This window comes from Vibrio sp. SCSIO 43097 (assembly GCF_023650755.1).
GTDB lineage: Bacteria > Pseudomonadota > Gammaproteobacteria > Enterobacterales > Vibrionaceae > Vibrio > Vibrio alginolyticus.
Map to the genome: position 1 here is coordinate 625,393 of NZ_CP071840.1, position 23,044 is coordinate 648,436.

The following is a 23,044-nucleotide window of genomic DNA, read 5'->3' on the forward strand; positions in this document are numbered from 1 at the left end:
TTACGAAAATATAACTTTTGTTGGATAATAGCTTTGTAGCAAGAAAATTTAGAGATTACTCAAGGAGCAAAGAATGCTAATTTTGACTCGCCGCGTAGGCGAAACACTGATGATTGGTGATGAAGTGACTGTAACTGTACTAGGTGTTAAAGGTAACCAAGTGCGTATCGGCGTTAACGCTCCGAAAGAGGTTTCAGTTCACCGTGAAGAAATCTACATGCGCATTCAAGCTGAAAAAGGCAATGGCAACGTTGCTTCAGGTAACTACTAAGTCGCTCCTGTTTACAGAGCTTAGTTTGAATGAAAAAGGCTAACCGAAGGGTTGGCCTTTTTAGTTTTTACTGTTTTTGAAAATTTGCAGAAACTATTGTGTTGAGTATGGCTGTGAATTCATCAATAATATTGATTCGAACTTCAGAAAGTTATTTGAAAATAAATGTCTTTTTTTCAGAGAAGACTCTCTTTTTTTCATCATAATAGAGTGATAAAGTTCGTTTAATAGTCACTTTGATTAAATCAGCAACGGTTAAGCCAGTTTCGTAGATTTTTTCAAAGAAAGTGTTTGACATATTTTCGGTAAAACGTAATATGTGCCTCCGCAAGACGGTGAGGTGGCCGAGAGGCTGAAGGCGCTCCCCTGCTAAGGGAGTATACGGTTTATCCCGTATCGAGGGTTCGAATCCCTCCTTCACCGCCATTCTTGCAACGTTGATTTATCAACAAAAAGTGCGTCCTTAGCTCAGCTGGATAGAGTACCTGGCTACGAACCAGGCGGTCGGAGGTTCGAATCCTCCAGGACGCGCCATATCTCTTTTGAGATATAACAATGAAAACGGTGAGGTGGCCGAGAGGCTGAAGGCGCTCCCCTGCTAAGGGAGTATACGGTTTATCCCGTATCGAGGGTTCGAATCCCTCCTTCACCGCCATTCATTGACTGGCCCGATGGCCTTTTTTTTGTTTCGTAAGAAATGAATGTGATTTACTTCACAACTTCTTAGCAAGAAGATCTGCGCGTCCTTAGCTCAGCTGGATAGAGTACCTGGCTACGAACCAGGCGGTCGGAGGTTCGAATCCTCCAGGACGCGCCACTATTTAATAATTCGTTTGATAAACGGGTTATACAAAGTAAAATAAGATTATTGCGCGTCCTTAGCTCAGCTGGATAGAGTACCTGGCTACGAACCAGGCGGTCGGAGGTTCGAATCCTCCAGAACGCGCCACTTATTAAAGGGTAATGCCCTGATGTTGATGAAATTCGATATCGAAAACTGCGCGTCCTTAGCTCAGCTGGATAGAGTACCTGGCTACGAACCAGGCGGTCGGAGGTTCGAATCCTCCAGGACGCGCCACTTATTAAAGGGTAATGCCCTGATGTTTACGAAAGTCGATATCGAAAACTTGCGCGTCCTTAGCTCAGCTGGATAGAGTACCTGGCTACGAACCAGGCGGTCGGAGGTTCGAATCCTCCAGGACGCGCCACTTATTAAAGGGTAATGCCCTGATGTTGACGAAAGTCGATATCGAAAACTGCGCGTCCTTAGCTCAGCTGGATAGAGTACCTGGCTACGAACCAGGCGGTCGGAGGTTCGAATCCTCCAGGACGCGCCACTTATTAAAGGGTAATGCCCTGATGTTGACGAAAGTCGATATCGAAAACTGCGCGTCCTTAGCTCAGCTGGATAGAGTACCTGGCTACGAACCAGGCGGTCGGAGGTTCGAATCCTCCAGGACGCGCCACTTATTAAAGGGTAATGCCCTGATATTGATGAAATTCGATATCGAAAACTGCGCGTCCTTAGCTCAGCTGGATAGAGTACCTGGCTACGAACCAGGCGGTCGGAGGTTCGAATCCTCCAGGACGCGCCACTTATTGAAAAAGCCTCGCAATTGCGAGGCTTTTTTGTATCTAGACATCTGGAATATGGCGTAGGATCACTAGAGCCTATGTTCCTCTTTTTTAAAAGCGAATATGTGCGTATCTAAGCAATTTGCTATCAAGCTTCTGTCGCATCGTGTGAAATCATCCTGATTATCCCTCCTATACACTGACTTCCATTTTTCATTTCAATTACTCTCATGTAGTCACTTTGTTTGTTATTTGTTTATTGATTGTTAATTTTGTTCATCTTTTTGTTTTTGTTGGTTTTTACTTCGTGAGTCCCGATTTGATTTTGAAATCTAAATCGCAGTTTTTATTTATGTCCTCCTTTACTCTGTTCGTAAGGTGATAGCGATTTGAAGTGATTATTTTGTCATGAACTGTGATCTGGGTAGTGAATAAATAATCATTTATCAGGATTACTACAAACCTTCCTTAAACAAAATTGACAAAATTTAACCAATCGAGATAATCCATGGGTCGGGATTTGACACTATTAAAGTCCTGCACGTTGTCAGGATGACAAAGAAAGGAAGCAACATGACTAATATAGGAAGCCTGCTAGTAGATGCGGCCACCCTGATGCTAACGGGGATGGCGGTCGTATTTATTTTCCTCACTATTCTTGTTTATCTCGTTCGGTTAATGTCGAAATTGGTACCAGAAGAAGTACCAGAGCCGATCGCAGCACCAAAAACAAACACTAATATTCAATCAACCTCTTCAGCTGTTAGTCCACAAGTAGTGGCGGCGATCTCGGCTGCGATTCATAAACATCGCGCCTCATTCGCGAAGTAGCCGAACTAGGATTAAAAAGGAGTTTAAGAGCATGTCTAAACCACTAGCTATTACTGATGTGGTCCTTCGTGATGCCCATCAATCACTATTTGCTACGCGTATGCGTATTGAGGATATGCTGCCTATCGCAGCTGAGTTGGATAAGGTTGGTTACTGGTCTCTAGAGACTTGGGGTGGTGCAACATTTGATTCTTGTATTCGATTCTTAGGGGAAGACCCTTGGGAGCGTTTACGTGAACTAAAAAAAGCGATGCCTAATACACCAATGCAAATGCTACTGCGTGGTCAAAACCTTTTAGGATACCGCCATTATGCCGACGACGTAGTAGAAAAGTTTGTTGAACGCGCGCATGCTAACGGCATGGATGTATTCCGTATTTTTGATGCAATGAATGACGTGCGAAACTTCCAGAAAGCCGTGAAAGCAACGGTTGATGTTGGTGCGCATGCTCAAGGTACGTTGTCTTACACAACGAGCCCAGTGCATAACGCAGACACTTGGGTTGACTTGGCAAAACGCCTAGAGGATTTAGGTTGTCATTCGCTGTGTATTAAAGATATGTCTGGCTTACTTAAGCCTTATGAAGCGGAAGAGCTTATCACGCGTATCAAAGCGTCTTGTGATGTGCCATTGGCACTTCATTGTCATGCAACAACGGGGCTGTCTACAGCAACAGCGGTAAAAGCAGTAGAAGCCGGTATTGATATTCTTGATACTGCGATTTCTTCAATGAGTTGTACCTACGGCCATACACCGACTGAAACGGTAGTCGCTATGCTAGAAGGCACCGAGCGAGATACCAATTTGAAACTCGAGCAACTGGAACCTATCGCCGCATATTTCCGTGAGGTACGTAAGAAGTATGCGAAGTGGGAAGGCCAGTTAAAAGGAGTCGATTCACGCATCCTGATTGCCCAAGTGCCTGGTGGTATGTTGACCAATATGGAAGGCCAGTTGAAAGAGCAGGGCGCTGCGGATCGCATTGATGAAGTATTAGAAGAGATCCCTCGTGTACGTAAAGATCTTGGTTTCATTCCATTGGTGACTCCAACTTCACAGATCGTCGGTACGCAAGCGGTGATTAACGTTCTTACTGGCGAGCGCTATAAGAGTATTACCAAGGAAACCGCTGGCCTATTGAAAGGTGAGTACGGTCAAGCGCCAGCCGAGTTAAATGCAGAACTGCAAGCGAAAGTGCTTGATGGTAAAGAGCCAATTAGCTGTCGTCCTGCCGATTTACTTGAGCCTGAAATGGAGACGCTTACGGTTGATCTGATGGAGAAAGCGAAATCAGAAGGCATTAAGCTAGCAAGTGAGCGTGTTGATGACGTACTCACTTATGCACTTTTCCCTCAAGTTGGGCTTAAGTTCCTTAAGAATCGTGAAAACCCAGAAGCATTTGAGCCAGCACCAACGCTAGAAGCTGCGAAGCCTGCTGTACCTGCAGCTCAACCAGCAACTGGTGGTGTAGAAACTTATAGTGTACGTGTTGACGGGCAGGTGTATGAGGTGGAAGTTGGCCCTCAAGGTGAACTGACATCTGTTGCTCCTTCTAATGCACCGGCAAAATCGGCTACACCTAGCACACCTTCTAATGCTTCAGCTGAAGCGGTGCCTGCTCCTCTTGCAGGTAACATCTTCAAAGTGAATGTTCAGCCTGGTGCTGAGGTAGCTGAAGGCGATGTATTGCTCATCCTTGAAGCGATGAAAATGGAAACTGAAGTACGAGCGGCGCGTGGTGGTGTGGTTCAAGAGCTGAACGTTAAAGAAGGCGATGCTGTCACAGTAGGTGCGCCTCTGTTGAGCCTAGCGTAAGGGAGTATCATGGACGGATTGTTAACCCTTTGGGCAGAAACAGGGATCGCTAACTTCGAGTTCGGCCAAATCTGTATGATGCTGGTTGGTTGTACTTTGCTGTTTTTGGCAATTAAAAAAGGATTTGAACCTTTACTGTTATTGCCGATTGGTTTCGGTGCTATTTTGGCGAATATTCCAAATGCTGGCTTTACTGAGCCTGGTGGCTTGCTCTACTACGTTTACTACATTGGGATTGAATCGGGTGTGTTCCCGCTATTGATCTTCATGGGTGTGGGCGCGATGACCGACTTTGGTGCTTTGATCGCAAACCCAAAAACGTTGTGGTTAGGTGCGGCTGCGCAGTTTGGTATTTTTGCAACACTGTTTGGCGCTATTTTGCTCAACTATGTACCTGGCATGGAGTTCTCCATGGCAGATGCTTCGTCTATCGCGATCATCGGTGGTGCTGATGGGCCGACAGCGATTTTCTTAGCGAGTAAGCTCTCTCCAGATCTGCTAGGTGCGATTGCAGTCGCGGCATACAGCTATATGGCATTGGTGCCGATTATCCAGCCACCAATCATGAAAGCACTGACAACCAAGGAAGAGCGTCAAATTAAGATGGCTCAGCTTCGTCATGTTGGTAAATGGGAGAAAGTCATCTTCCCGCTTGCTGTATTACTGATGACGATTCTGTTCTTACCTTCAGCTACGCCATTGGTTGGTATGTTCTGTTTGGGTAACTTGATGCGTGAAGCTGGTGTGGTCGATCGTTTATCGAAAACTGCTCAAAATGAATTGATCAACATAGTGACTATCTTTTTAGGTCTTGGTGTTGGTTCTAAGCTGCAAGCTGAGCAGTTCTTGAACCTAGAAACGTTAGGTATCTTGGGGTTAGGCGCAGTTGCATTTAGTATCGGTACTGGTGCGGGCGTCCTGATGGCGAAACTGCTTAACAAGTTCTCGAAAGAAGACATCAACCCACTTATTGGTGCGGCTGGCGTTTCTGCGGTACCAATGGCCGCGCGAGTCGTAAACAAAGTTGGTTTACAAGCTAACCCGCAAAACTTCTTGTTAATGCATGCGATGGGACCAAACGTTGCTGGTGTGCTGGGTTCAGCCGTTGCGGCTGGTATATTGTTAGCACTTGTTGGTTAGACATTATTGAAAATGGAATGATCAACCAATTTACAAAATCACGATTAACTTAGGTTAACAAAATGGTTTATAGTCAAAGGGATGCTTTCGCATCCCTTTTTGTTTTCTTGCAGGGAATGGTTTATGGAACACAAACAGATCGTTATCACTGAGTTTGGTGATGCCAACGTACTCGCGATTCAACATGCTTCTACACCATCACCACAGCCTGGTGAAGTCTTAGTAAAAGTCGCTTTTTCAGGCGTAAATCCTATTGATGTCAAAACTCGAGCTGGGCTCGGTTGGGCGGCAGCGCAGAATAAGGATAATTTACCTTGGGTGCCAGGTTACGACATCTCAGGAAAAGTGATGTCTTGTGGAGAGGGGGCATCACGCTTTAATGAAGGTGATGAGGTGGCTGGATTTATTGGTTTCCCAGTTCGAGGCGGTGGATACAGTCAATACATATGTGTTCCAGAAACTGAGTTAAGTCATGTTCCTAGCTCTGTCACTTTAGAGGCAGCTGCTGCATTACCGTTGGCGGGACAAACTGCGGCACAAGCTCTCAGTAAGGCTAATGTGACGGAAAACGATCGCGTACTTATCCTCGCTGGAGCCGGTGGTGTTGGACACCTCGCGGTACAAATTGCGATCGCGACGAAAGCGGAAGTCTTTACAACCTGCAGTGAACGAAATCTAGACTACCTTGCGACGCTCGGTGCTCATGCAGTGAACTATCAATTTGCACCAGTGTCAGAACGTGTGGAAGATGTTGATGTTTTGATTGATTTAGTAGGCGGAGATTCTGCGTTAGATGCGCTTAAATGCTTGAAAGACAATGCGAGAGTCATCACCGTTCCAACCATCACAGCTGAGCTGATTTGTGAAAAAGCCAAACTCCTAGGCTTTGAGGCTAGTGGCATGTTGGTTGAACCAGATCCTGCGCAGTTAGATACCTTGTTGTACATGGTCGGCGTTGGCTTACTGAAGACTGAAATTCAACAGGTTTATCCTATGAGTGATGTCATTGGTGCTCACCAGCAGGTCGAATCAGGAAGAACCAGAGGCAAGGTGTTGCTTGATATGACATGCTAGAAGCATTTAACACGAGTTTTGAAAGTTTAGCGCTTTGGTTTTCAGATTCAGCATTATGGGTGCTTTTCATGACCGGTTTTCTCAGTGCCACGTTGTTGCCTGGTGGTTCTGAGGCGGGCTTAGTTGCCACTCTCTCATTAAATCAATACTCCGTTTCTTCAATTGTTATGGTCGCTACTATCGGTAATACGCTTGGTGGCTTAACAAATTATTGGCTTGGCTTGTGGATTCCCAACAAAGCACAAGAGGAAAAGCACGGTCATACCGCATTAAAGTGGCTCTCTAAGTATGGCTATTGGGGGTTATTTTTTAGCTGGTTACCTGTAATAGGAGACCCGCTGTGTTTAGCCGCAGGGTGGCTAAGAATGAAGTTTCTGCCTTGCGTGATTTTAATATTTTTAGGAAAGGCTGCTAGGTATAGCTTACTTGCGGCCATCTATCTCGGATTATTTTAAGGAAAGTACATGAAGATGTTTTGGGTTGGCGCGTGTTCACTGTTGGTGATCACGGGCTGTGCATCAAATACGCCAGTTTCATCACTGCCGAAAGGGGTAACTTTCGTTGAGTCATCGAAAGCTGAAGAAGGCAAAGTTAAGATTCCATACCAAAAGTATAAACTCGATAATGGTTTAACGGTGATCTTAGCTCCTGAAGATTCTGACCCATTGGTCCATGTGGATGTGACTTACCATGTTGGTTCAGCTCGTGAAGAAGTGGGTAAGTCTGGTTTTGCGCATTTCTTTGAGCACATGATGTTCCAAGGTTCAGAGAACGTTGGTGACCAAGAGCACTTCAGAATCATCACAGAGGCTGGCGGCACGTTAAATGGTACAACAAACCGCGATCGTACTAACTACTTTGAAACTGTCCCTGCTAACCAGCTCGAGAAAATGCTGTGGTTAGAGTCTGACCGTATGGGCTTTTTGTTGGATGCGGTTTCTCAACGCAAATTTGAAATTCAGCGTTCGACTGTAAAAAATGAGCGAGCTCAGCGTTACGATAATCGTCCTTATGGCTTAATTTGGGAGCGCATGTCCGAAGCGCTATATCCTGAAGGTCATCCGTATTCGTGGCAAACCATTGGTTATGTTGAAGATCTTGATCGTGTTGATGTGAACGACCTCAAAGCGTTTTTCTTGCGTTGGTATGGCCCAAACAATGCGACTATCACGATCGGTGGTGACTTAGACGTTGAACAAACTCTAGAGTGGGTAAATAAGTACTTCGGTTCGATTCCTCGTGGTCCTGAGGTTGAAAATGCGCCGAAACAACCTGCAAAACTGCAAGAAGACAAATACATCACGCTAGAAGATCGTATTCAACAACCTATGGTGATGATCGCGTGGCCAACAACCTACAACGGCGAAGAAAGCCAAGCGTCTCTCGACACGTTATCAGAAGTATTGGGTGGCGGTACCAACAGCGTGCTCTATCAAGACCTAGTGAAGACTCAAAAAGCGGTCGATGCTGGTTCATTCCATGACTGTGCTGAACTGGCGTGTAACTTTTACGTTTACGCAATGGGTGATTCTGGAGACAAAGGCGACCTATCAAAACTGTACGACGAGCTTTTACAATCACTGAATCAGTTTGCGGAAAAAGGCGTGACAGAGGATCGCCTTGAGCAGTTGAAGGGTAAAGCGGAAGCGGATGCTATTTTTGCGCTAGAAAGCGTTAAAGGTAAAGTGACTCAGTTGGCTTCCAACGAGACATTTTTCGGCGATCCTGATCGTCTTGAGCAACAGCTTGAGCAAATCCGTGCAGTTACGCCGACTTCGGTAGAAAAAGCGTATACGGACTTTATCCAAGGTAAGAACAAAGTGACCCTAAGCGTGGTCCCAAAAGGAAAAACAGACCTTGTCGTAAAACCTGCGACCTTTGTGACGCCAAAGCGTACGCTGCCAGAATATGAAAAAATTTCCGATGACCAATTGGCGTATCGTCGTGCGACCGATAACTTCGATCGCTCAGTGCAACCGCCAGTAGGAGAACCAGTGAAAGCGACGATGCCAGAGCTGTACGAGTTACATTTCAAGAATGGCTCGGAGCTGCTTGGTGCAGTTAGCGATGAAACGCCGACGGTGATGATGCAATTTAGTCTACCTGCCGGGACACGTTTTGTTGAAAAGGGTAAAGAAGGTCTTGCCCAATTGACCGCTGCGATGTTGCAAGAAGGTACAACGAAACGCAGTGTCGAAGAGATTCAAGCTGAGCTTGATAAACTGGGTAGTGTTATCTCTGTTAATGCCACAGGTTATACAACAAACATCAGTGTTTCTGCTCTAGAAAAGAACTTAGAGCCGACGTTAAAAATTGTCGAAGAGATGTTGCTGTCTCCTGCATTTAATCAAGATGATTTCGAGCGTGTAAAAATGCAAGCGCTAGAAGGCCTGGTATATGAGCACCAAAATCCAAGTTGGATGGCGTCACAAGCGAGTCGCCAGGTGCTCTATGGGGATTCGGTTTTTGCTCGACCAAAAGACGGCACGCAAGCAGGTGTCAGTGCATTAACGTTGGATGATGTCCGTGAATTCTACTCGAAGCATTACACGCCACAAAGTGCGCAAATCGTCGTTGTTGGTGACATCAATAAACAGGAAATTGAGCAGCAACTGACGTTCTGGAAAAACTGGCAAGATGAAGCTGCGCCATTGTATGCACCGCAAAGCATTGCTGCATTAGGTGAGCAAAAGATCCATCTTGTTGATAAACCAGGAGCGCCGCAAAGTGTGGTCATGATGGTTCGTCAAGGTATGCCTTACGACGCAACGGGCGATTTTTACCTAAGCCAACTGGCAAACTTCAACTTAGCTGGGAACTTCAATAGCCGCATTAACCAAAATCTACGTGAAGACAAGGGTTACACATACGGTGCTTACGGATATTTCTCTGGCAATCCAGAAACAGGCTCGGTGGTTTTCACCGCGCAAGTACGAGCGGATGCAACGGTTGCTTCGATCATTGAGATGGAAAATGAGCTAAATGAATACTCGCAGTCAGGTATTACTGATGAAGAGATGAAATTTATGCGTCAAGCGGTCGGTCAAAAAGATGCACTGAAATATGAAACGCCAACACAAAAAGCGGAGCTCATCAGTGATATTCTTAAGTACAACCTCGATCATGATTACTTGCAGCAAAGAAACGCTATCGTAGAAAAAGTCGATAAGCAGACGTTGAATGCGCTGGCTCAGAAATGGTTTGATCCAAATGACTATCAAATTATCGTCGTTGGTGATGCTAAATCGTTGCGTCCTCAATTAGAAAAGTTGGGGAAAGACGTAGAAGAGCTTGAAATCATTCGATAGAGTACACATTTAATAGCGGAGAAACGTTTCTCCGCTATTCATCTAGATAAGCAACTTTTCGTGGGTTATTTATCTAGATGCATTAACTATCAATAACTTAGCTTACACTTGTGTTATGTAACAAGTGTCCTGCTCCCAATATAAGCGAACCTCATTTTGACTGATTTTGCTGCGCGACTAAAAAAAGTTGCATCAAACCCCGAAGTATTTAAGCAGTTTGGACGCGGTGTTGAGCGAGAAACTTTGCGCTATCGTCAGGATGGACATCTAGCTACAACTCCTCATCCTGAAGGGTTAGGCTCTGCGTTCACAAATCAATGGATCACAACGGATTTTTCGGAATCATTGTTAGAGTTCATTACGCCTGTGTCACATGAAATTCCAGAACTGATGGCACAGCTGAAAGATATCCATCATTTCACTCAAACCAAAATGGGTGAAGAGAAAATGTGGCCACTATCAATGCCTTGCTACGTAGGCTCAGAGGATGATATTCAGTTAGCCCAGTATGGCTCTTCGAATGCAGCGAAAATGAAAACGTTGTACCGAGAAGGCCTAAAGCGTCGTTATGGCAGCCTGATGCAAATTATTTCAGGTGTCCACTTTAACTTCTCGTTTCCTGAAACATTTTGGGATGCGCTCTATGGCGAGCAAGATGAACAAGCCCGCCAAGATGCTAAGTCTGATACGTACTTTGCGTTGATCCGTAATTACTACCGCTTTGGCTGGATGATTCCCTACTTCTTTGGTGCATCACCAGCGTTATGTGGCTCTTTTATTCAAGGTCGTGAAACCGATCTGCCATTCGAGAAGATTGGCGGGACATTATATTTGCCGAAGTCGACGTCTTTGCGTTTGAGCGATCTTGGCTATACCAATAGTGCGCAAAGTGTGCTGAAAATTGGTTTTAACAGCATTGACCAATACCTCGATGGTTTGAGTGATGCGATTCGCCACCCATCAGAAGAGTTTGCGAAAATTGGGGTAAAAGTGGATGGTGAATACCGCCAGCTTAATTCCAATATCTTACAAATTGAGAATGAACTGTACGCTCCGATTCGTCCAAAACGTGTATCGAAAAGTGGTGAGAAGCCTTCAGATGCGTTACGACGCGGTGGTGTCGAATACATTGAAGTTCGTTCTCTAGATGTTAACCCATTCAGCGCAGTGGGCTTAAATGAAGATCAAGTACGATTCTTGGATCTCTTCCTTACCTGGGCGGCCTTGTCAGACTCAGACCCTATGGATAACTGTGAATTAGAGTGTTGGCGCGATAACTGGAATAAAGTCATTGTTTCTGGCCGTGAAAAAGGTCTAATGCTGCAAATTGGTTGTCAAGGTGAACGTCTATCTCTACAAGATTGGGCACACCGAGTTTTCGTCGAGTTACGTCAAATAGCACAGCAAATGGATATGACCGCTGGTGGCAGTGCATACCAAGATGTGTGTAATCAACTCGAGACATGGATTGATAACCCAGAACTAACGATCTCTGGTCAACTATTAGAGCTAACGAAAGAGCTGGGTGGGCTAGGTAAAGTCGGTTGTACTCTTGGTATGAAGTACCGTGATGAAAACCTAGCTCACGGTTATCAGTACTATTCACAAGATACGATGGAAACGGAAGTTGCGTCGTCCGTGGAAAAACAAAAGCAAGCAGAGCAGAGTGACATGCTTTCTTTTGATGATTTTTTGGAAGATTACTTTGCTTACCTGAAGCAGTAATGACTAACTAAGGATTGGTGGGGTTGAACATTAAGTCGTTAGTAGTAGCGGTACTTGGAAGCGTGTTACTTGCAGGTTGTGCTACGGCACCGCCAAAGCAGCAGAATAACTTATGCGAGATATTCCGAGAGAAATCCGGTTGGTACGATGATGCCAAAGATATGGAAGATGAATGGGGTACCCCTATTCATGTCGCTATGGCCATCATTAAACAAGAAAGCAGCTTTCGGCACGATGCAAAACCACCTAAAGATTATTTGCTAGGGTTTATTCCTTGGGGACGAGTCAGCAGTGCGTATGGTTACGCTCAAGCTCAAGACCCTGCTTGGGAAGACTTCCAAGATGCGACAGGTCAGGGTGGCTCTCGTACCAACTTCGATGATTCTATGATGTTTGTCGGTTGGTACACTCATGAAACACGGCGTCAGCTAGGGATTTCATTATGGGATCCCTATAACCAGTATCTGGCTTATCATGAAGGGCGAGGTGGGTATAAGCGAGGTACTTATAATCGAAAGCCTAGTTTAATCAAAGTCGCTCGACGTGTTGAACAAACAGCGAAAACTTATGGCTGGCAGCTGAAGCAATGTCGTCAGGAATTAGAAGACAACAGCAGCTGGTTCTTTTAGCCCACAGTCTGTTCATGTGCTGTAGGGATGAATGACATTTATCCATTACCGAAAGGTACTGGAGTTACAATCAGGAGAGATGTAATGCCTTTACTCGATAGTTTTACCGTGGACCACACTCGTATGAATGCACCCGCTGTACGAGTGGCGAAAACCATGCAGACCCCAAAAGGGGATACGATTACTGTTTTCGACTTACGCTTTACTGCGCCAAACAAAGACATTCTTTCTGAAAAAGGTATTCACACCCTAGAGCACCTTTATGCAGGCTTTATGCGTAATCACCTAAACGGTGATTCTGTTGAGATCATCGATATTTCGCCTATGGGTTGCCGCACAGGTTTTTACATGAGCCTGATTGGCACACCATCAGAGCAGCAAGTCGCAGATGCTTGGATTGCAGCAATGGAAGACGTGCTGAAGGTAGAAAGTCAGAATAAGATCCCTGAACTTAACGAATACCAATGCGGCACGGCAGCAATGCACTCTTTAAAAGAAGCACAACAGATCGCAAAGAACATTTTGGATGCTGGTGTTTCGGTGAACAAAAATGATGAACTTGCTTTGCCTGAGTCGATGTTAAAAGAGTTGCGCATCGACTAGGTGCTCATTAAGAAGCATATTGCCCCAATAAGTAAAAAGCCTGACATGAGTCAGGCTTTTCTTTTGGTTATTTGGATGTCGATTTTTTCTTCTTCGGATAAACACGAACGAGCTTGATTCGGTTCTCTTCAATCTCAACAAGTTCCATTGGGTGACCCGCTACTCTCACACTTAGATGGCTCTCAGGAATATCTTCCAGGTGCTCCAAAATAAGACCGTTTAACGTTCTTGGGCCATCCGTTGGTAAATCCCATTTCAGGCCTTTGTTAATATCTCGGATATTGGTGCTGCCTTCAATAAGAAAGCTTCCGTCACCTTGAGGACTGATTTCATCAGAGAGGCTTGGAGAAATTGACGTCGTGAACTCACCAATGATCTCTTCCAGAATATCTTCAAGAGTAATTAGACCGATGATATCACCGTACTCATCCACGATCAGACCGATACGTTGCTTGTTGCGTTGGAATTTCAACATTTGCACGTTCAGTGGTGTGCCTTCTGGGATGTAATAGACCTCATCAGCAGCACGTAATAGCGTTTCTTTGTTGAATTCGTTCTTTTCCAACATCAGACGATAAGCTTCACGCAAGCGCAGCATGCCAACCACTTCATCAATTTGGTCACGATAGAAAACTATGCGCCCATGTGGTGAGTGGGTTAGTTGACGAACAATGGATTTCCAGTCGTCGTTAATATCGATACCAGTAATTTCATTGCGTGGGACCATAATGTCGTTCACGGTGACGTGCTCAAGATCCAAAATAGACACCAGCATGTCTTGGTGTCGGCGAGGGATCAAACCGCCAGCTTCATTTACTACCGTACGCAGCTCATCGGAGCTAAGATGATCTTCTGCTGAGTGATCCGCTCTTACACCAAGTAAGCGGATAAAGCCATTCGTAATAAAGTTAACAAGCATCACTAAAGGCGACAGTAACTTCATCAGTATGGTCAATAATATACTGCTCGCGTAGGACACACGTTCAGGGTAAAGCGCTGCAATTGTTTTAGGGGTAACCTCGGCAAAAACCAATACAACCATAGTTAGTGCACCGGTTGCGATAGCGACACCTAAATCACCATACAAACGCATACCAATAATGGTCGCGATCGCGGACGCGAGAATATTAACGAGGTTGTTGCCGATAAGAATAAGACCAATCAAACGATCTGGACGGTCTAATAGTCTTTCGACTCGCTTAGCACCCTTATGCCCGTTTTTGGCTAAGTGTTTTAAGCGATAACGATTCAGAGACATCATCCCTGTTTCTGAACCGGAAAAGTAACCTGATATGACGATAAGACACGCGAGTAGCGCAAACAAGATACCCGTAGAGATGTCGTCCAAAACGTTGCTGTTCCTTGTAAGTATTGGGTTATATAACGGTTGAGTAAGTCCGTTAAGTCAAAGAGTTAAGGCGTACTGTATTTTATCTAGCCTAAAATATAAAGGATAGGAGCCCTAGAGCTCCTTAATTCAAGATGATTTCTTTTACAAAGCGACTGCCAAAATATGCCAGAGTTAACAGTGTTGCTCCTGCAACAGCGAACCATGTGACTTTTCTACCACGCCAGCCTTTTTGATAGTGACCCCAAAGCAGTATTGAGTACACCACCCAAGCGATGAAAGAAAGAATGCCCTTATGTGCCTTACCTTGGGCAAACATATCCTGCACAAAGACAAAGCCAGTAATGAGCGTGGCAGTTAACAATAAGTTACCGATCAAAATAATTTTGAAGAGTTGACGCTCCACCATTAATAGAGGCGGCAGGTTTGGGTTAATCGCCAAAGATTTTTTTGCTTTCAGTTTGTGATCCAGCCAAGCCAACTGAAGCGCATATAGTGCCCCGATAGTTAAAGTCGCGTATGAGAAGAGCGCAAATGAAATATGAATGAGTAGCTTAGGGTCATTCTCTAGGTGCTTTATAAACGTGCTTGGCAAAAATGTGGCAGCAGATAAATTGATGGCAGCAAAGCTATAAACGACAGGCAATAAAAACCACAGTCGGTTTTTCAACATAGCAAGGCTCATGACCAGAGAAATAATAAAACTGATCAAAGAAGCCACGTTGAGAATACTCAGGTTTTGACCTGAACCATCAAAGATCAGATCACTCAAAATCCACGCATGAAAAACAAGCGCACAGGCAGCACTAGCAAACACTGTTTTTGCTTTGATTCCTGACTGTTGTGAGAGTCCGGGTATGATGGTCGCAATCGCCAAGACATAAAGTATGGCGGCCGCGATGGCTATTAAGCTATCCATGAATCCTAAATATTATTGTGCACGATGGAGAAATTATACCTTGCATTACACTTTGGGGCTACGTTATATCCGACATCAATCGTGAGAGATGAGATATTGAAATTAATAAGTTACCGCACCATATATAAATAGAGACAAGAATAGGACAGCGGTACGGGTATGACTCAGACCTTGGCTAATGTATACTCACACTAATTAATCGCCATTTTAGCGAAGAGACAAAGATGTTTGAGAATTTAACGGATCGATTATCCAAAACGCTGAAAAATATCAGTGGTAAAGGTCGTCTGACCGAAGACAACATTAAAGAAACCCTACGTGAAGTCCGAATGGCTCTACTTGAAGCTGACGTTGCGCTTCCGGTCGTTCGTGAATTTGTGAACCGCGTTAAAGAAAAAGCGGTGGGCGTAGAAGTTTCTAAATCTCTGACTCCAGGTCAGGAATTTATCAAGATCGTTCAAACAGAACTTGAAGCCGTAATGGGTGAGTCGAATGAGGCGCTAAACCTTGCTGCTCAACCACCTGCTGTGCTTCTTATGGCTGGTCTACAAGGTGCGGGTAAAACCACATCGGTAGGTAAGTTATCTAAGCTTCTAAAAGAACGTGACAAGAAGAAAGTTTTGGTTGTGTCTGCCGACGTTTACCGTCCTGCGGCAATCAAGCAGCTTGAAACACTGGCATCAGACATCGGTGTTGACTTCTTCCCATCATCACCAGACCAAAAGCCTATTGATATCGCCAATGCAGCGATTGACCATGCGAAGAAAAAATTCTACGACGTATTGATTGTCGATACCGCAGGTCGTTTGGCAATTGATGAAGAGATGATGGGGGAGATCAAAGATCTTCACGCAGCTATCAACCCAGTAGAAACGCTATTTGTTGTTGACGCCATGACGGGTCAAGACGCAGCAAATACAGCAAAAGCCTTTGGCGATGCGCTACCTCTTACCGGTGTAGTTCTAACTAAGGTTGATGGTGATGCTCGTGGTGGTGCGGCACTTTCAGTACGCCATGTCACGGGCAAGCCAATCAAATTCTTGGGTGTCGGTGAAAAAACTGACGCGCTAGAACCGTTCCACCCAGATCGTGTTGCTTCACGTATTCTTGGCATGGGTGACGTTTTGTCTTTGATTGAAGACCTACAACGCAACGTTGACCAAGAAAAGGCAGAAAAGTTAGCGAAGAAGTTCAAAGAGAAGAAAGGTTTCGACCTTGAAGATTTCCGTGAACAGCTAGGCCAGATGCAAAACATGGGCGGCATGATGGGGATGATGGATAAGCTTCCAGGAATGTCCCAGCTACCAGACAATGTAAAAGACAAAGTCGATGACAAGATGTTCAAACAGATGGAAGCGATCATCAGCTCCATGACAATGAAAGAACGTCAACGCCCAGAAATTATCAAGGGCTCGCGCAAGAAGCGTATCGCGGCTGGTTCTGGTGTGCAGGTTCAAGATGTAAACCGCTTACTAAAACAGTTCACCCAAATGCAGAAAATGATGAAAAAGATGCAAAAAGGTGGCATGAAAGGCATGATGCGCAACATGCAAGGCATGATGGGCGGCATGGGTGGTGGCGGTGGCTTCAACCCATTTGGTCGTTAATTAATCGATCACGCATAGATTCAGGGTGTTAGGTACGTCACAAACTTTAAATTCAATTTATGTTGGTGAAAAAGTAACTAAACTCCTTGCATTGCTCCGGGAGAAGAGTAAAATTCCGGAGCTTTATTTTGGCACGAGACCCCAAACTGTTTAATTTCTTGAATGGTTTTTGGGGTTAATTTTATTTTTGAGAAAGCAAAGAGGACGACATGGTAACCATTCGTTTGGCACGTCACGGCGCTAAAAAGCGTCCATTTTATCAAATCGTAGTAGCGGACAGCCGCAACGCTGCAACTGGCCGTTTCATCGAGAAAGTTGGTTTCTTCAACCCAACTGCTAAAGGTCAAGAAGAAGGTCTACGTCTAGACCTAGACCGCGTTAACCACTGGGTTGGTCAAGGCGCGTCAGTATCTGACCGTGTTGCTAAGCTAGTTAAAGACGCTCAAAAAGCGGCTTAATTTTTTACTTGAAAAGTAGAAACTAGTTTATGTCGATGAAAGGTAAAGAAACAATGAGCAACGAAAAGATTGTTGTAGGCAAGTTTGGTGCTACTTACGGCATTCGTGGTTGGCTTAAAGTTTTTTCCTACACAGACAATGCTGAAAGCATTTTCGATTACAGCCCTTGGTACATTAACCAAAAGGGCAAGTGGGTTGAGTACAAAGTAGAAAGCTGGAAGCGCCATAACAAAGGTATGGTGGCTAAGCTGGAAGGCATGGATGTTCGTGAAGACGCGCATCTAATGACGAACTTTGAAATTGCTATTGACCCTGCGGTACTTCCTGAATTGTCAGAAGATGAGTTCTACTGGCGCGAATTGTTTGGGATGCAAGTTGTAACTACTAAAGGTTACGATCTAGGTGTCGTTACTGACATGCTAGAAACTGGCTCAAACGATGTTCTGGTTGTTAAAGCAAATCTTAAAGATGCTTTCGGGCAGAAGGAACGATTAATCCCGTTCCTTGAAGAGCAAGTGATCATTAATGTTGATCGCGAAGCTCAACGGATCGAAGTTGACTGGGATCCTGGATTCTAATCTCCAAAATTACAGAGCGAGATAAACATGTGGGTTGGCGTTATTAGCCTTTTTCCAGAAATGTTCCGTTCTGTTACTGATTTTGGAGTAACAGGTCAAGCGGTTAAAAAAGGTCTTTTGTCGATTGAGACTTGGAATCCTAGAGATTTCACTCACGACAAACATCGCACAGTCGATGACCGACCTTACGGTGGTGGCCCTGGTATGTTAATGATGGTTCAGCCTTTGCGCGATGCCATTTATACCGCGAAAGCAGCCTCACCGGGCAAGACGAAAGTCATCTACCTTTCTCCTCAAGGTCGCAAGCTCGACCAGAAAGGAGTGGAAGAACTGGCAACGAATGAGAACTTGCTTCTGATTTGTGGTCGTTATGAAGGGGTAGATGAGCGCATCATTCAATCTGAAGTCGACGAAGAATGGTCGATTGGTGATTTTGTGATGACGGGTGGTGAGATACCAGCCATGACGTTAATCGACTCTGTCTCTCGGTTTGTTCCGGGTGTACTAGGGGATTTCGCGTCAGCAGAAGAAGACTCTTTTGCAAATGGCTTGTTAGATTGCCCTCACTATACGCGTCCAGAAGTATTGGATGACAAAGAGGTACCAGCTGTACTGATGTCAGGCAATCACAAGGACATTCGTCAATGGCGACTCAAGCAGTCGTTGGGCCGTACTTGGCTAAGAAGACCAGAGCTCCTGGAAAACCTAGCTCTGACTGACGAACAGGAACAATTACTTGCTGAGTTTGTTAATGAGCATAAAGCCATTAAAGAACATAACGCAAAGTAACCTAATTTATTTAGTATCAGTTTATTCTAGGAATTTAAAAAATGAGTAACATCATCAAAGCTCTTGAAGAAGAGCAAATGAAATCAGACCTACCTAAATTTGCACCAGGTGACACTGTTGTAGTTCAAGTTAAGGTAAAAGAAGGTGACCGTGAGCGTCTACAGGCTTTCGAAGGCGTTGTAATCGCAATCCGTAACCGTGGTCTACACTCTGCTTTCACTGTACGTAAGATCTCTAACGGTGAAGGTGTTGAGCGTACGTTCCAAACACACTCTCCAATCGTTGATAGCATCGAAGTTAAACGCCGTGGTGCAGTACGTCGTGCCAAGTTGTACTACCTACGTGAGCGTTCTGGTAAGTCTGCTCGTATCAAAGAGAAACTTGCTAAGAAGTAATGCTATAACTAGCGTTCTCATCTTAAACGGAGTCCTTTTAGGGCTCCGTTTTTTTATTTGTGTAATTAGCTTGCTCGTTTCTTTTCACCCGACCTGCACTGTCGATGCTCATGCACTGACGTACACTCCACGCCTCTGTCTTGTTGTGAATAGATTCCTGATGTCGCTATGGCTCCTCGGAATGACGGGAAACAATGATCAAATATTACTGGGTACTGTGGTTAAAATTCGTCATTCTGGATAGCGACGAAGGAGCGTGATTCAGAATCTACTAGTTGAGAATGTAAGTGTTTAAGTTGTTAGCTTCATCCTTGCTGTTAGTAGATTCTTAATGTCGCTATGGCTCCTCGGAATGACAGGTAATGATGGTCAAAGATTACAGAGTACCGTGGTTAAAATTCGTCATTCTGGACAGCGACGAAGGAGCGTGATTCAGAATCTACTAGTTGAGAATGTAAGTGTTTAAGTTGTTAGCTTCATCCTTGCTGTTAGTAGATTCTTAATGTCGCTATGGCTCCTCGGAATGACAGGAAATGATGGTCAAAGATTACAGAGTACCGTGGTTAAAATTCGTCATTCTGGACAGCGACGAAGGAGCGTGATTCAGAATCTACTAGTCGAGCATGCAATTGTTTACGTTGTTAGCTTCATCCTTGCTATGCGTAGATTCCTGATGCCGCTATGGCTCCTCGGAATGACAGGTAATGATGGTCAAAGATTACAGAGTACCGTGGTTAAAATTCGTCATTCTGGACAGCGACGAAGGAGCGTGATTCAGAATCTACTAGTTGAGAATGTAAGTGTTTAAGTTGTTAGCTTCATCCTTGCTGTTAGTAGATTCTTAATGTCGCTATGGCTCCTCGGAATGACAGGAAATGATGGTCAAAGATTACAGAGTACCGTGGTTAAAATTCGTCATTCTGGACAGCGACGAAGGAGCGTGATTCAGAATCTACTAGTCGAGCATGCAATTGTTTACGTTGTTAGCTTCATCCTTGCTATGCGTAGATTCCTGATGCCGCTATGGCTCCTCGGAATGACAGGAAATGATGGTCAAAGATTATAGAGTACCGTGGTTAAAATTCGTCATTCTGGACAGCGACGAAGGAGCGTGATTCAGAATCTACTAGTCGAGCATGCAAGTGTTTAAGTTGTTAGCTTCATCCTTACTGTGAGTAGATTCCTGATGTCGCTATGGCTACTCGGAATGACGGAAAATGATGGTCAAAGATTATATAGCACCGAGGTTCAAATTCGTCATTCTGGACAGCGACGACGGAGCGTGATTCAGGTTCCCCAAGAAGGAACCTAGGGTATTCCTTTACCCTAGGTCTCAATTTAATACTGGTCTTCAGACCAGCCATCACTATCGGACATATCGGGTGCGCCTGGGATGGTGTTTTCTTCATCTGCCCATTCACCAAAATCAATCATTTGGCATTGTTTACTGCAGAAAGGGCGATGAGGACTTTGTTCTCCCCATTCTACGTCGGCGCCACATTGTGGACATTGAACGATGGTAACTTTAGACATAGTTGAGCGTCCCATTACTAATTGGTGTTAAAGGGTAGTATACCTAAACGAATTAAAGATGGCTTATTCAACGCGCTATTGCTGCTACGAAATTTTATCAAATATAAGCGCAATAAAGCGTTGAATTTTAGATTATGGAGGCGAGGCTAAGTGTCGTCTTAGCTGCACACAGCAAGTTCAAATTCAATATCTTGTGTGCACGCTTGACCGTTTTCAAACGACATGAACTTGATCGCAAAGCGGTTTTTATGGCCTGAAATCATAGGATACACGCCATATTCCATTGGGATGTGAAGTCTTAGAATGTTGGCTTCATCAGCGTCACTTTGGAAGAAACCTGCACGACCGATTTGAGCTTTGAAATGTCCGGTCTCTCTAGTGAGCTTTAACCATAACGAAAGCGCATCAGATAAGGGCTTTAAGCTTGCTTGCCACTGTTGTGCATCACGCTTTTTACGTTCAATAGGTAGATGAAGCCAGTAGTGTAATGCTGGCAGATCAAAACAGCATGAACCACCCGGTAGATTAAAGCGTTGACGGATAGAGCTTAGGAAGCGATCTTCTTTTAATGCTTGGCCAAAACGTTCTGCACCCATCAGTTGGCTATGAACGACATCTATCTCTTGTAGTAGGGTATTTAATGCGTCTTGATCGACGCCATCAACATTTAGCCAATGGCGGTACGACAGCCGTTGCTTCTCAAGATCTTTAGCCAGTTCACTTTTCAACTGGATCTGTTCGAAGATCTCAACCATATCGAATAACGCACGGAAAAACAGTTGATACTGATGATTTTCGCTAAACCCAGAGGCCAAGTGAGCCTGACGCAGCAGAGACTCCACTCTTAGATAAATACGAGTTTTCTCATTTAACGGATGTTCAAATTTGTGCGTGGTCATCGACATAAGCCTTTGTGAGTTTCGTTCCTATTTTCGCAGATTTTTCTTACACATGGCTAGGTACTTTTCGTGCAAATCTGTGATTTGAAGCAAAAGATCAGGGTCACTTGGATTATTCTTAACCACATCGTCTGCAAGCGCGAGCCTTTGCTCTCTTGATGCTTGAGAGGCAAGGATGGCGCGAACTTGATCTTCACTCACATTGTCTCGTTTCATCGTGCGAGATATCTGTGTATTCGGTTCTACATCGACGACAAGAACGCGATCACACAAACTATCTAGCTTGTTTTCTACGAGCAACGGCACCACAAGTAACGCATACTCTGAAGTGACTTGCTGCAAATCTTCGATCATCTTTTCACGAATTATCGGGTGCAACAGTGCGTTGAGCCATGCTTTTTCATCTGAATTCGAAAAGATTTTTTCTCTCAGCTTTGCGCGATCTAAAGTTTGGTCTTCACGAACGATATCGTGACCAAAGTGTTCAATAATCGCGTTTAGGCCGGGAGTACCTGGTTCGACAACTTCTCTTGCTACAATGTCGGCATCAACGATATCGATTTTAAATTGTTGTTTGAACAGATTCGCGACGGTTGTTTTTCCACTAGCGATACCACCTGTTAAACCAATAACCAAAGCCATTTACACTCCTAGAACTGAAGTAAAGTACCAGTTTAAAATCTGCTCGCCCCAAATTAAGCTTATCCAACCAGCAATTGCTAAGTAAGGACCGAAAGGGAAAGCTTTTTCAATTCCCTGCTTTTGCAAGCGTAGTTGAATGATGCCAAATACGATGCCAACCACAGAAGAAAGTAGAATGATCATCGGCAGTGACTGCCAGCCCAGCCAAGCCCCTAGTGCTGCTAGTAGTTTAAAATCACCATATCCCATTCCTTCTTTACCAGTAAGTAGCTTAAAGCCCCAGTAAACGGACCAGAGACATAGGTAACCAGCAATAGCACCAATGACAGAATCTTGTAGAGTAACAGGACTTATTTCGACTAATGCTAAGGCAATGCCAGCCCAAGTTAATGGTAATGTTAATTGGTCAGGTAACAACATAGTATCGAGATCGATAAATGTTGCAGCGATTAAGATAAAAGTGAAAAAGAGTAGTGCAACGGTAAAGTAACTAAAACCAAAGTGGTAAGCGACAAAGCCTGAGCAGAATGCAGTGAGCAGTTCAATCAGTGGATAGCGTGTGCTAATGGTTGTCTGACAGTTGTGACATTTGCCTTTTAAAAGCAGCCAGCTAATCACAGGAATGTTGTCGCGAATACGTATCGGTGTTGCGCATTTCTGGCAGGAGGAGCGTGGGACGCTCAAGGTCAGCACTTCTTTAGGAGGTTCTATTTTGTATTCAGGAAATGACTCGGCACATTCGCGTCGCCATTCTAGTTCCATGATTTTAGGTAGTCGATAAATAACCACATTGAGGAAGCTACCCACGATAAGACCGAAGATGGTGGCAAACACAACGAATAGCCAAGGGTAGTACTGGAATACTTCCATATTTGTCTCTTGAGCGATGAGTGAAATCAGCAAG

The 23,044-nt window shown here is 44.6% G+C and carries 21 protein-coding genes and 10 tRNA genes; 25 read left to right on the forward strand and 6 right to left on the reverse strand.

The window, feature by feature from the left end; all coding sequences use genetic code 11:
• The first annotated feature begins 73 nt into the window (after positions 1-73).
• The 20 genes from csrA to luxS all read left to right on the forward strand — a co-directional run bounded on the left by csrA (position 74) and on the right by luxS (position 12,972).
• Complete coding sequence (gene csrA / locus J4N40_RS03030) at positions 74-271, forward strand: carbon storage regulator CsrA (protein WP_004415691.1); 198 nt, start codon at positions 74-76, stop codon at positions 269-271.
• A 334-nt stretch (positions 272-605) separates the two neighbouring features.
• A tRNA-Ser gene (locus J4N40_RS03035) sits at positions 606-697 on the forward strand.
• A gap of 31 nt (positions 698-728) precedes the next feature.
• Positions 729-805: transfer RNA gene (locus J4N40_RS03040), tRNA-Arg, on the forward strand.
• Between the two features lie 29 nt (positions 806-834).
• Positions 835-926 (forward strand) — tRNA-Ser (locus J4N40_RS03045).
• An 85-nt stretch (positions 927-1,011) separates the two neighbouring features.
• A tRNA-Arg gene (locus J4N40_RS03050) sits at positions 1,012-1,088 on the forward strand.
• A gap of 55 nt (positions 1,089-1,143) precedes the next feature.
• Positions 1,144-1,220, forward strand: a tRNA-Arg gene (locus tag J4N40_RS03055).
• Positions 1,221-1,272: 52 nt separating this feature from the next.
• A tRNA-Arg gene (locus J4N40_RS03060) sits at positions 1,273-1,349 on the forward strand.
• Between the two features lie 53 nt (positions 1,350-1,402).
• Positions 1,403-1,479: transfer RNA gene (locus J4N40_RS03065), tRNA-Arg, on the forward strand.
• Between the two features lie 52 nt (positions 1,480-1,531).
• A tRNA-Arg gene (locus J4N40_RS03070) sits at positions 1,532-1,608 on the forward strand.
• Between the two features lie 52 nt (positions 1,609-1,660).
• Positions 1,661-1,737, forward strand: a tRNA-Arg gene (locus J4N40_RS03075).
• 52 nt (positions 1,738-1,789) lie between these two features.
• Positions 1,790-1,866: transfer RNA gene (locus tag J4N40_RS03080), tRNA-Arg, on the forward strand.
• Between the two features lie 553 nt (positions 1,867-2,419).
• Entirely contained in the window at positions 2,420-2,677 is a 258-nt protein-coding gene (locus J4N40_RS03085) for an oxaloacetate decarboxylase subunit gamma (RefSeq protein ID WP_005379932.1), read from the forward strand.
• 31 nt (positions 2,678-2,708) lie between these two features.
• Positions 2,709-4,493, forward strand: a complete 1,785-nt coding sequence (gene oadA, locus J4N40_RS03090) for a sodium-extruding oxaloacetate decarboxylase subunit alpha (protein ID WP_104979686.1) — start codon at positions 2,709-2,711, stop codon at positions 4,491-4,493.
• A 9-nt stretch (positions 4,494-4,502) separates the two neighbouring features.
• Entirely contained in the window at positions 4,503-5,633 is a 1,131-nt protein-coding gene (locus J4N40_RS03095; RefSeq protein WP_005379935.1) for a sodium ion-translocating decarboxylase subunit beta, read from the forward strand.
• 123 nt (positions 5,634-5,756) lie between these two features.
• Positions 5,757-6,707, forward strand: a complete 951-nt coding sequence (locus J4N40_RS03100; protein ID WP_213972465.1) for an NADP-dependent oxidoreductase — start codon at positions 5,757-5,759, stop codon at positions 6,705-6,707.
• Entirely contained in the window at positions 6,701-7,162 is a 462-nt protein-coding gene (locus J4N40_RS03105; RefSeq protein ID WP_005379938.1) for a YqaA family protein, read from the forward strand. The genes J4N40_RS03100 and J4N40_RS03105 overlap by 7 nt, the downstream gene beginning before the upstream one ends.
• 9 nt (positions 7,163-7,171) lie before the next feature.
• Entirely contained in the window at positions 7,172-10,015 is a 2,844-nt protein-coding gene (locus tag J4N40_RS03110) for a M16 family metallopeptidase (RefSeq protein WP_017820389.1), read from the forward strand.
• A gap of 156 nt (positions 10,016-10,171) precedes the next feature.
• Positions 10,172-11,740 carry a glutamate--cysteine ligase gene (gene gshA / locus J4N40_RS03115; RefSeq protein ID WP_115386284.1) on the forward strand — a complete coding sequence of 523 codons (1,569 nt, stop codon included), beginning with the start codon at positions 10,172-10,174 and terminating at the stop codon, positions 11,738-11,740.
• Between the two features lie 23 nt (positions 11,741-11,763).
• Positions 11,764-12,369: a transglycosylase SLT domain-containing protein gene (locus J4N40_RS03120; RefSeq protein ID WP_171343190.1), complete on the forward strand. Its 606-nt coding sequence runs from the start codon at positions 11,764-11,766 to the stop codon at positions 12,367-12,369.
• 84 nt (positions 12,370-12,453) lie between these two features.
• The gene (luxS, locus tag J4N40_RS03125; RefSeq protein ID WP_017820391.1) at positions 12,454-12,972 is read left to right on the forward strand and encodes an S-ribosylhomocysteine lyase; all 519 of its coding nucleotides are present in this window, start codon (positions 12,454-12,456) and stop codon (positions 12,970-12,972) included.
• Positions 12,973-13,039: 67 nt separating this feature from the next.
• Here luxS and J4N40_RS03130 read toward each other — a convergent pair whose 3' ends face one another.
• Both J4N40_RS03130 and J4N40_RS03135 read right to left on the reverse strand, forming a co-directional pair.
• Complete coding sequence (locus J4N40_RS03130) at positions 13,040-14,320, reverse strand: HlyC/CorC family transporter (protein ID WP_005379948.1); 1,281 nt, start codon at positions 14,318-14,320, stop codon at positions 13,040-13,042.
• A gap of 124 nt (positions 14,321-14,444) precedes the next feature.
• Positions 14,445-15,239 (reverse strand): cytochrome C assembly family protein, encoded by a 795-nt coding sequence (locus J4N40_RS03135; protein ID WP_005379950.1) that lies wholly within the window; start codon positions 15,237-15,239, stop codon positions 14,445-14,447.
• 224 nt (positions 15,240-15,463) lie between these two features.
• Here J4N40_RS03135 and ffh point away from each other — a divergent pair, with 224 nt between their 5' ends.
• The 5 genes from ffh (at position 15,464) to rplS (ending at position 19,066) form a co-directional block, all read left to right on the forward strand.
• A complete protein-coding gene (ffh, locus tag J4N40_RS03140) occupies positions 15,464-16,846 on the forward strand; it encodes a signal recognition particle protein (RefSeq protein WP_005385423.1) in 1,383 nt (460 codons plus the stop codon).
• Positions 16,847-17,055: 209 nt separating this feature from the next.
• Positions 17,056-17,304 carry a 30S ribosomal protein S16 gene (gene rpsP / locus J4N40_RS03145; protein ID WP_005379962.1) on the forward strand — a complete coding sequence of 83 codons (249 nt, stop codon included), beginning with the start codon at positions 17,056-17,058 and terminating at the stop codon, positions 17,302-17,304.
• A 29-nt stretch (positions 17,305-17,333) separates the two neighbouring features.
• Positions 17,334-17,882 (forward strand): ribosome maturation factor RimM, encoded by a 549-nt coding sequence (rimM, locus tag J4N40_RS03150; RefSeq protein WP_005379964.1) that lies wholly within the window; start codon positions 17,334-17,336, stop codon positions 17,880-17,882.
• A gap of 27 nt (positions 17,883-17,909) precedes the next feature.
• Entirely contained in the window at positions 17,910-18,671 is a 762-nt protein-coding gene (gene trmD, locus J4N40_RS03155; protein ID WP_115386283.1) for a tRNA (guanosine(37)-N1)-methyltransferase TrmD, read from the forward strand.
• Positions 18,672-18,712: 41 nt separating this feature from the next.
• Positions 18,713-19,066: a 50S ribosomal protein L19 gene (gene rplS / locus J4N40_RS03160; RefSeq protein WP_005379971.1), complete on the forward strand. Its 354-nt coding sequence runs from the start codon at positions 18,713-18,715 to the stop codon at positions 19,064-19,066.
• Between the two features lie 1,338 nt (positions 19,067-20,404).
• Here the strand turns inward: rplS and yacG are convergent.
• From yacG to J4N40_RS03180, 4 genes are all read right to left on the reverse strand, one after another.
• Positions 20,405-20,599 (reverse strand): DNA gyrase inhibitor YacG, encoded by a 195-nt coding sequence (gene yacG, locus J4N40_RS03165; protein ID WP_017635922.1) that lies wholly within the window; start codon positions 20,597-20,599, stop codon positions 20,405-20,407.
• Positions 20,600-20,757: 158 nt separating this feature from the next.
• Positions 20,758-21,498 (reverse strand): cell division protein ZapD, encoded by a 741-nt coding sequence (gene zapD / locus J4N40_RS03170; RefSeq protein ID WP_005373086.1) that lies wholly within the window; start codon positions 21,496-21,498, stop codon positions 20,758-20,760.
• Between the two features lie 27 nt (positions 21,499-21,525).
• On the reverse strand, positions 21,526-22,140 hold the full coding sequence (coaE, locus tag J4N40_RS03175) for a dephospho-CoA kinase (protein ID WP_017635920.1): 615 nt from the start codon (positions 22,138-22,140) through the stop codon (positions 21,526-21,528).
• On the reverse strand, positions 22,141-23,010 hold the full coding sequence (locus tag J4N40_RS03180; RefSeq protein WP_025768182.1) for a prepilin peptidase: 870 nt from the start codon (positions 23,008-23,010) through the stop codon (positions 22,141-22,143).
• Positions 23,011-23,044 lie beyond the last annotated feature (34 nt).

Bases quoted from the DNA above. Each gene is read 5' to 3' on its own strand.
- rimM (WP_005379964.1), top strand. From the start codon at position 17,334: ATGTCGATGAAAGGTAAAGAAACAATGAGCAACGAAAAGATTGTTGTA.
- J4N40_RS03135 (WP_005379950.1), bottom strand. From the start codon at position 15,239: ATGGATAGCTTAATAGCCATCGCGGCCGCCATACTTTATGTCTTGGCG.
- yacG (WP_017635922.1), bottom strand. From the start codon at position 20,599: ATGTCTAAAGTTACCATCGTTCAATGTCCACAATGTGGCGCCGACGTA.
- J4N40_RS03105 (WP_005379938.1), top strand. From the start codon at position 6,701: ATGCTAGAAGCATTTAACACGAGTTTTGAAAGTTTAGCGCTTTGGTTT.
- J4N40_RS03180 (WP_025768182.1), bottom strand. From the start codon at position 23,010: ATGGAAGTATTCCAGTACTACCCTTGGCTATTCGTTGTGTTTGCCACC.
- rpsP (WP_005379962.1), top strand. From the start codon at position 17,056: ATGGTAACCATTCGTTTGGCACGTCACGGCGCTAAAAAGCGTCCATTT.
- J4N40_RS03085 (WP_005379932.1), top strand. From the start codon at position 2,420: ATGACTAATATAGGAAGCCTGCTAGTAGATGCGGCCACCCTGATGCTA.
- csrA (WP_004415691.1), top strand. From the start codon at position 74: ATGCTAATTTTGACTCGCCGCGTAGGCGAAACACTGATGATTGGTGAT.
- zapD (WP_005373086.1), bottom strand. From the start codon at position 21,498: ATGACCACGCACAAATTTGAACATCCGTTAAATGAGAAAACTCGTATT.
- J4N40_RS03100 (WP_213972465.1), top strand. From the start codon at position 5,757: ATGGAACACAAACAGATCGTTATCACTGAGTTTGGTGATGCCAACGTA.
- rplS (WP_005379971.1), top strand. From the start codon at position 18,713: ATGAGTAACATCATCAAAGCTCTTGAAGAAGAGCAAATGAAATCAGAC.
- coaE (WP_017635920.1), bottom strand. From the start codon at position 22,140: ATGGCTTTGGTTATTGGTTTAACAGGTGGTATCGCTAGTGGAAAAACA.
- oadA (WP_104979686.1), top strand. From the start codon at position 2,709: ATGTCTAAACCACTAGCTATTACTGATGTGGTCCTTCGTGATGCCCAT.
- ffh (WP_005385423.1), top strand. From the start codon at position 15,464: ATGTTTGAGAATTTAACGGATCGATTATCCAAAACGCTGAAAAATATC.
- luxS (WP_017820391.1), top strand. From the start codon at position 12,454: ATGCCTTTACTCGATAGTTTTACCGTGGACCACACTCGTATGAATGCA.
- J4N40_RS03095 (WP_005379935.1), top strand. From the start codon at position 4,503: ATGGACGGATTGTTAACCCTTTGGGCAGAAACAGGGATCGCTAACTTC.
- J4N40_RS03110 (WP_017820389.1), top strand. From the start codon at position 7,172: ATGAAGATGTTTTGGGTTGGCGCGTGTTCACTGTTGGTGATCACGGGC.
- trmD (WP_115386283.1), top strand. From the start codon at position 17,910: ATGTGGGTTGGCGTTATTAGCCTTTTTCCAGAAATGTTCCGTTCTGTT.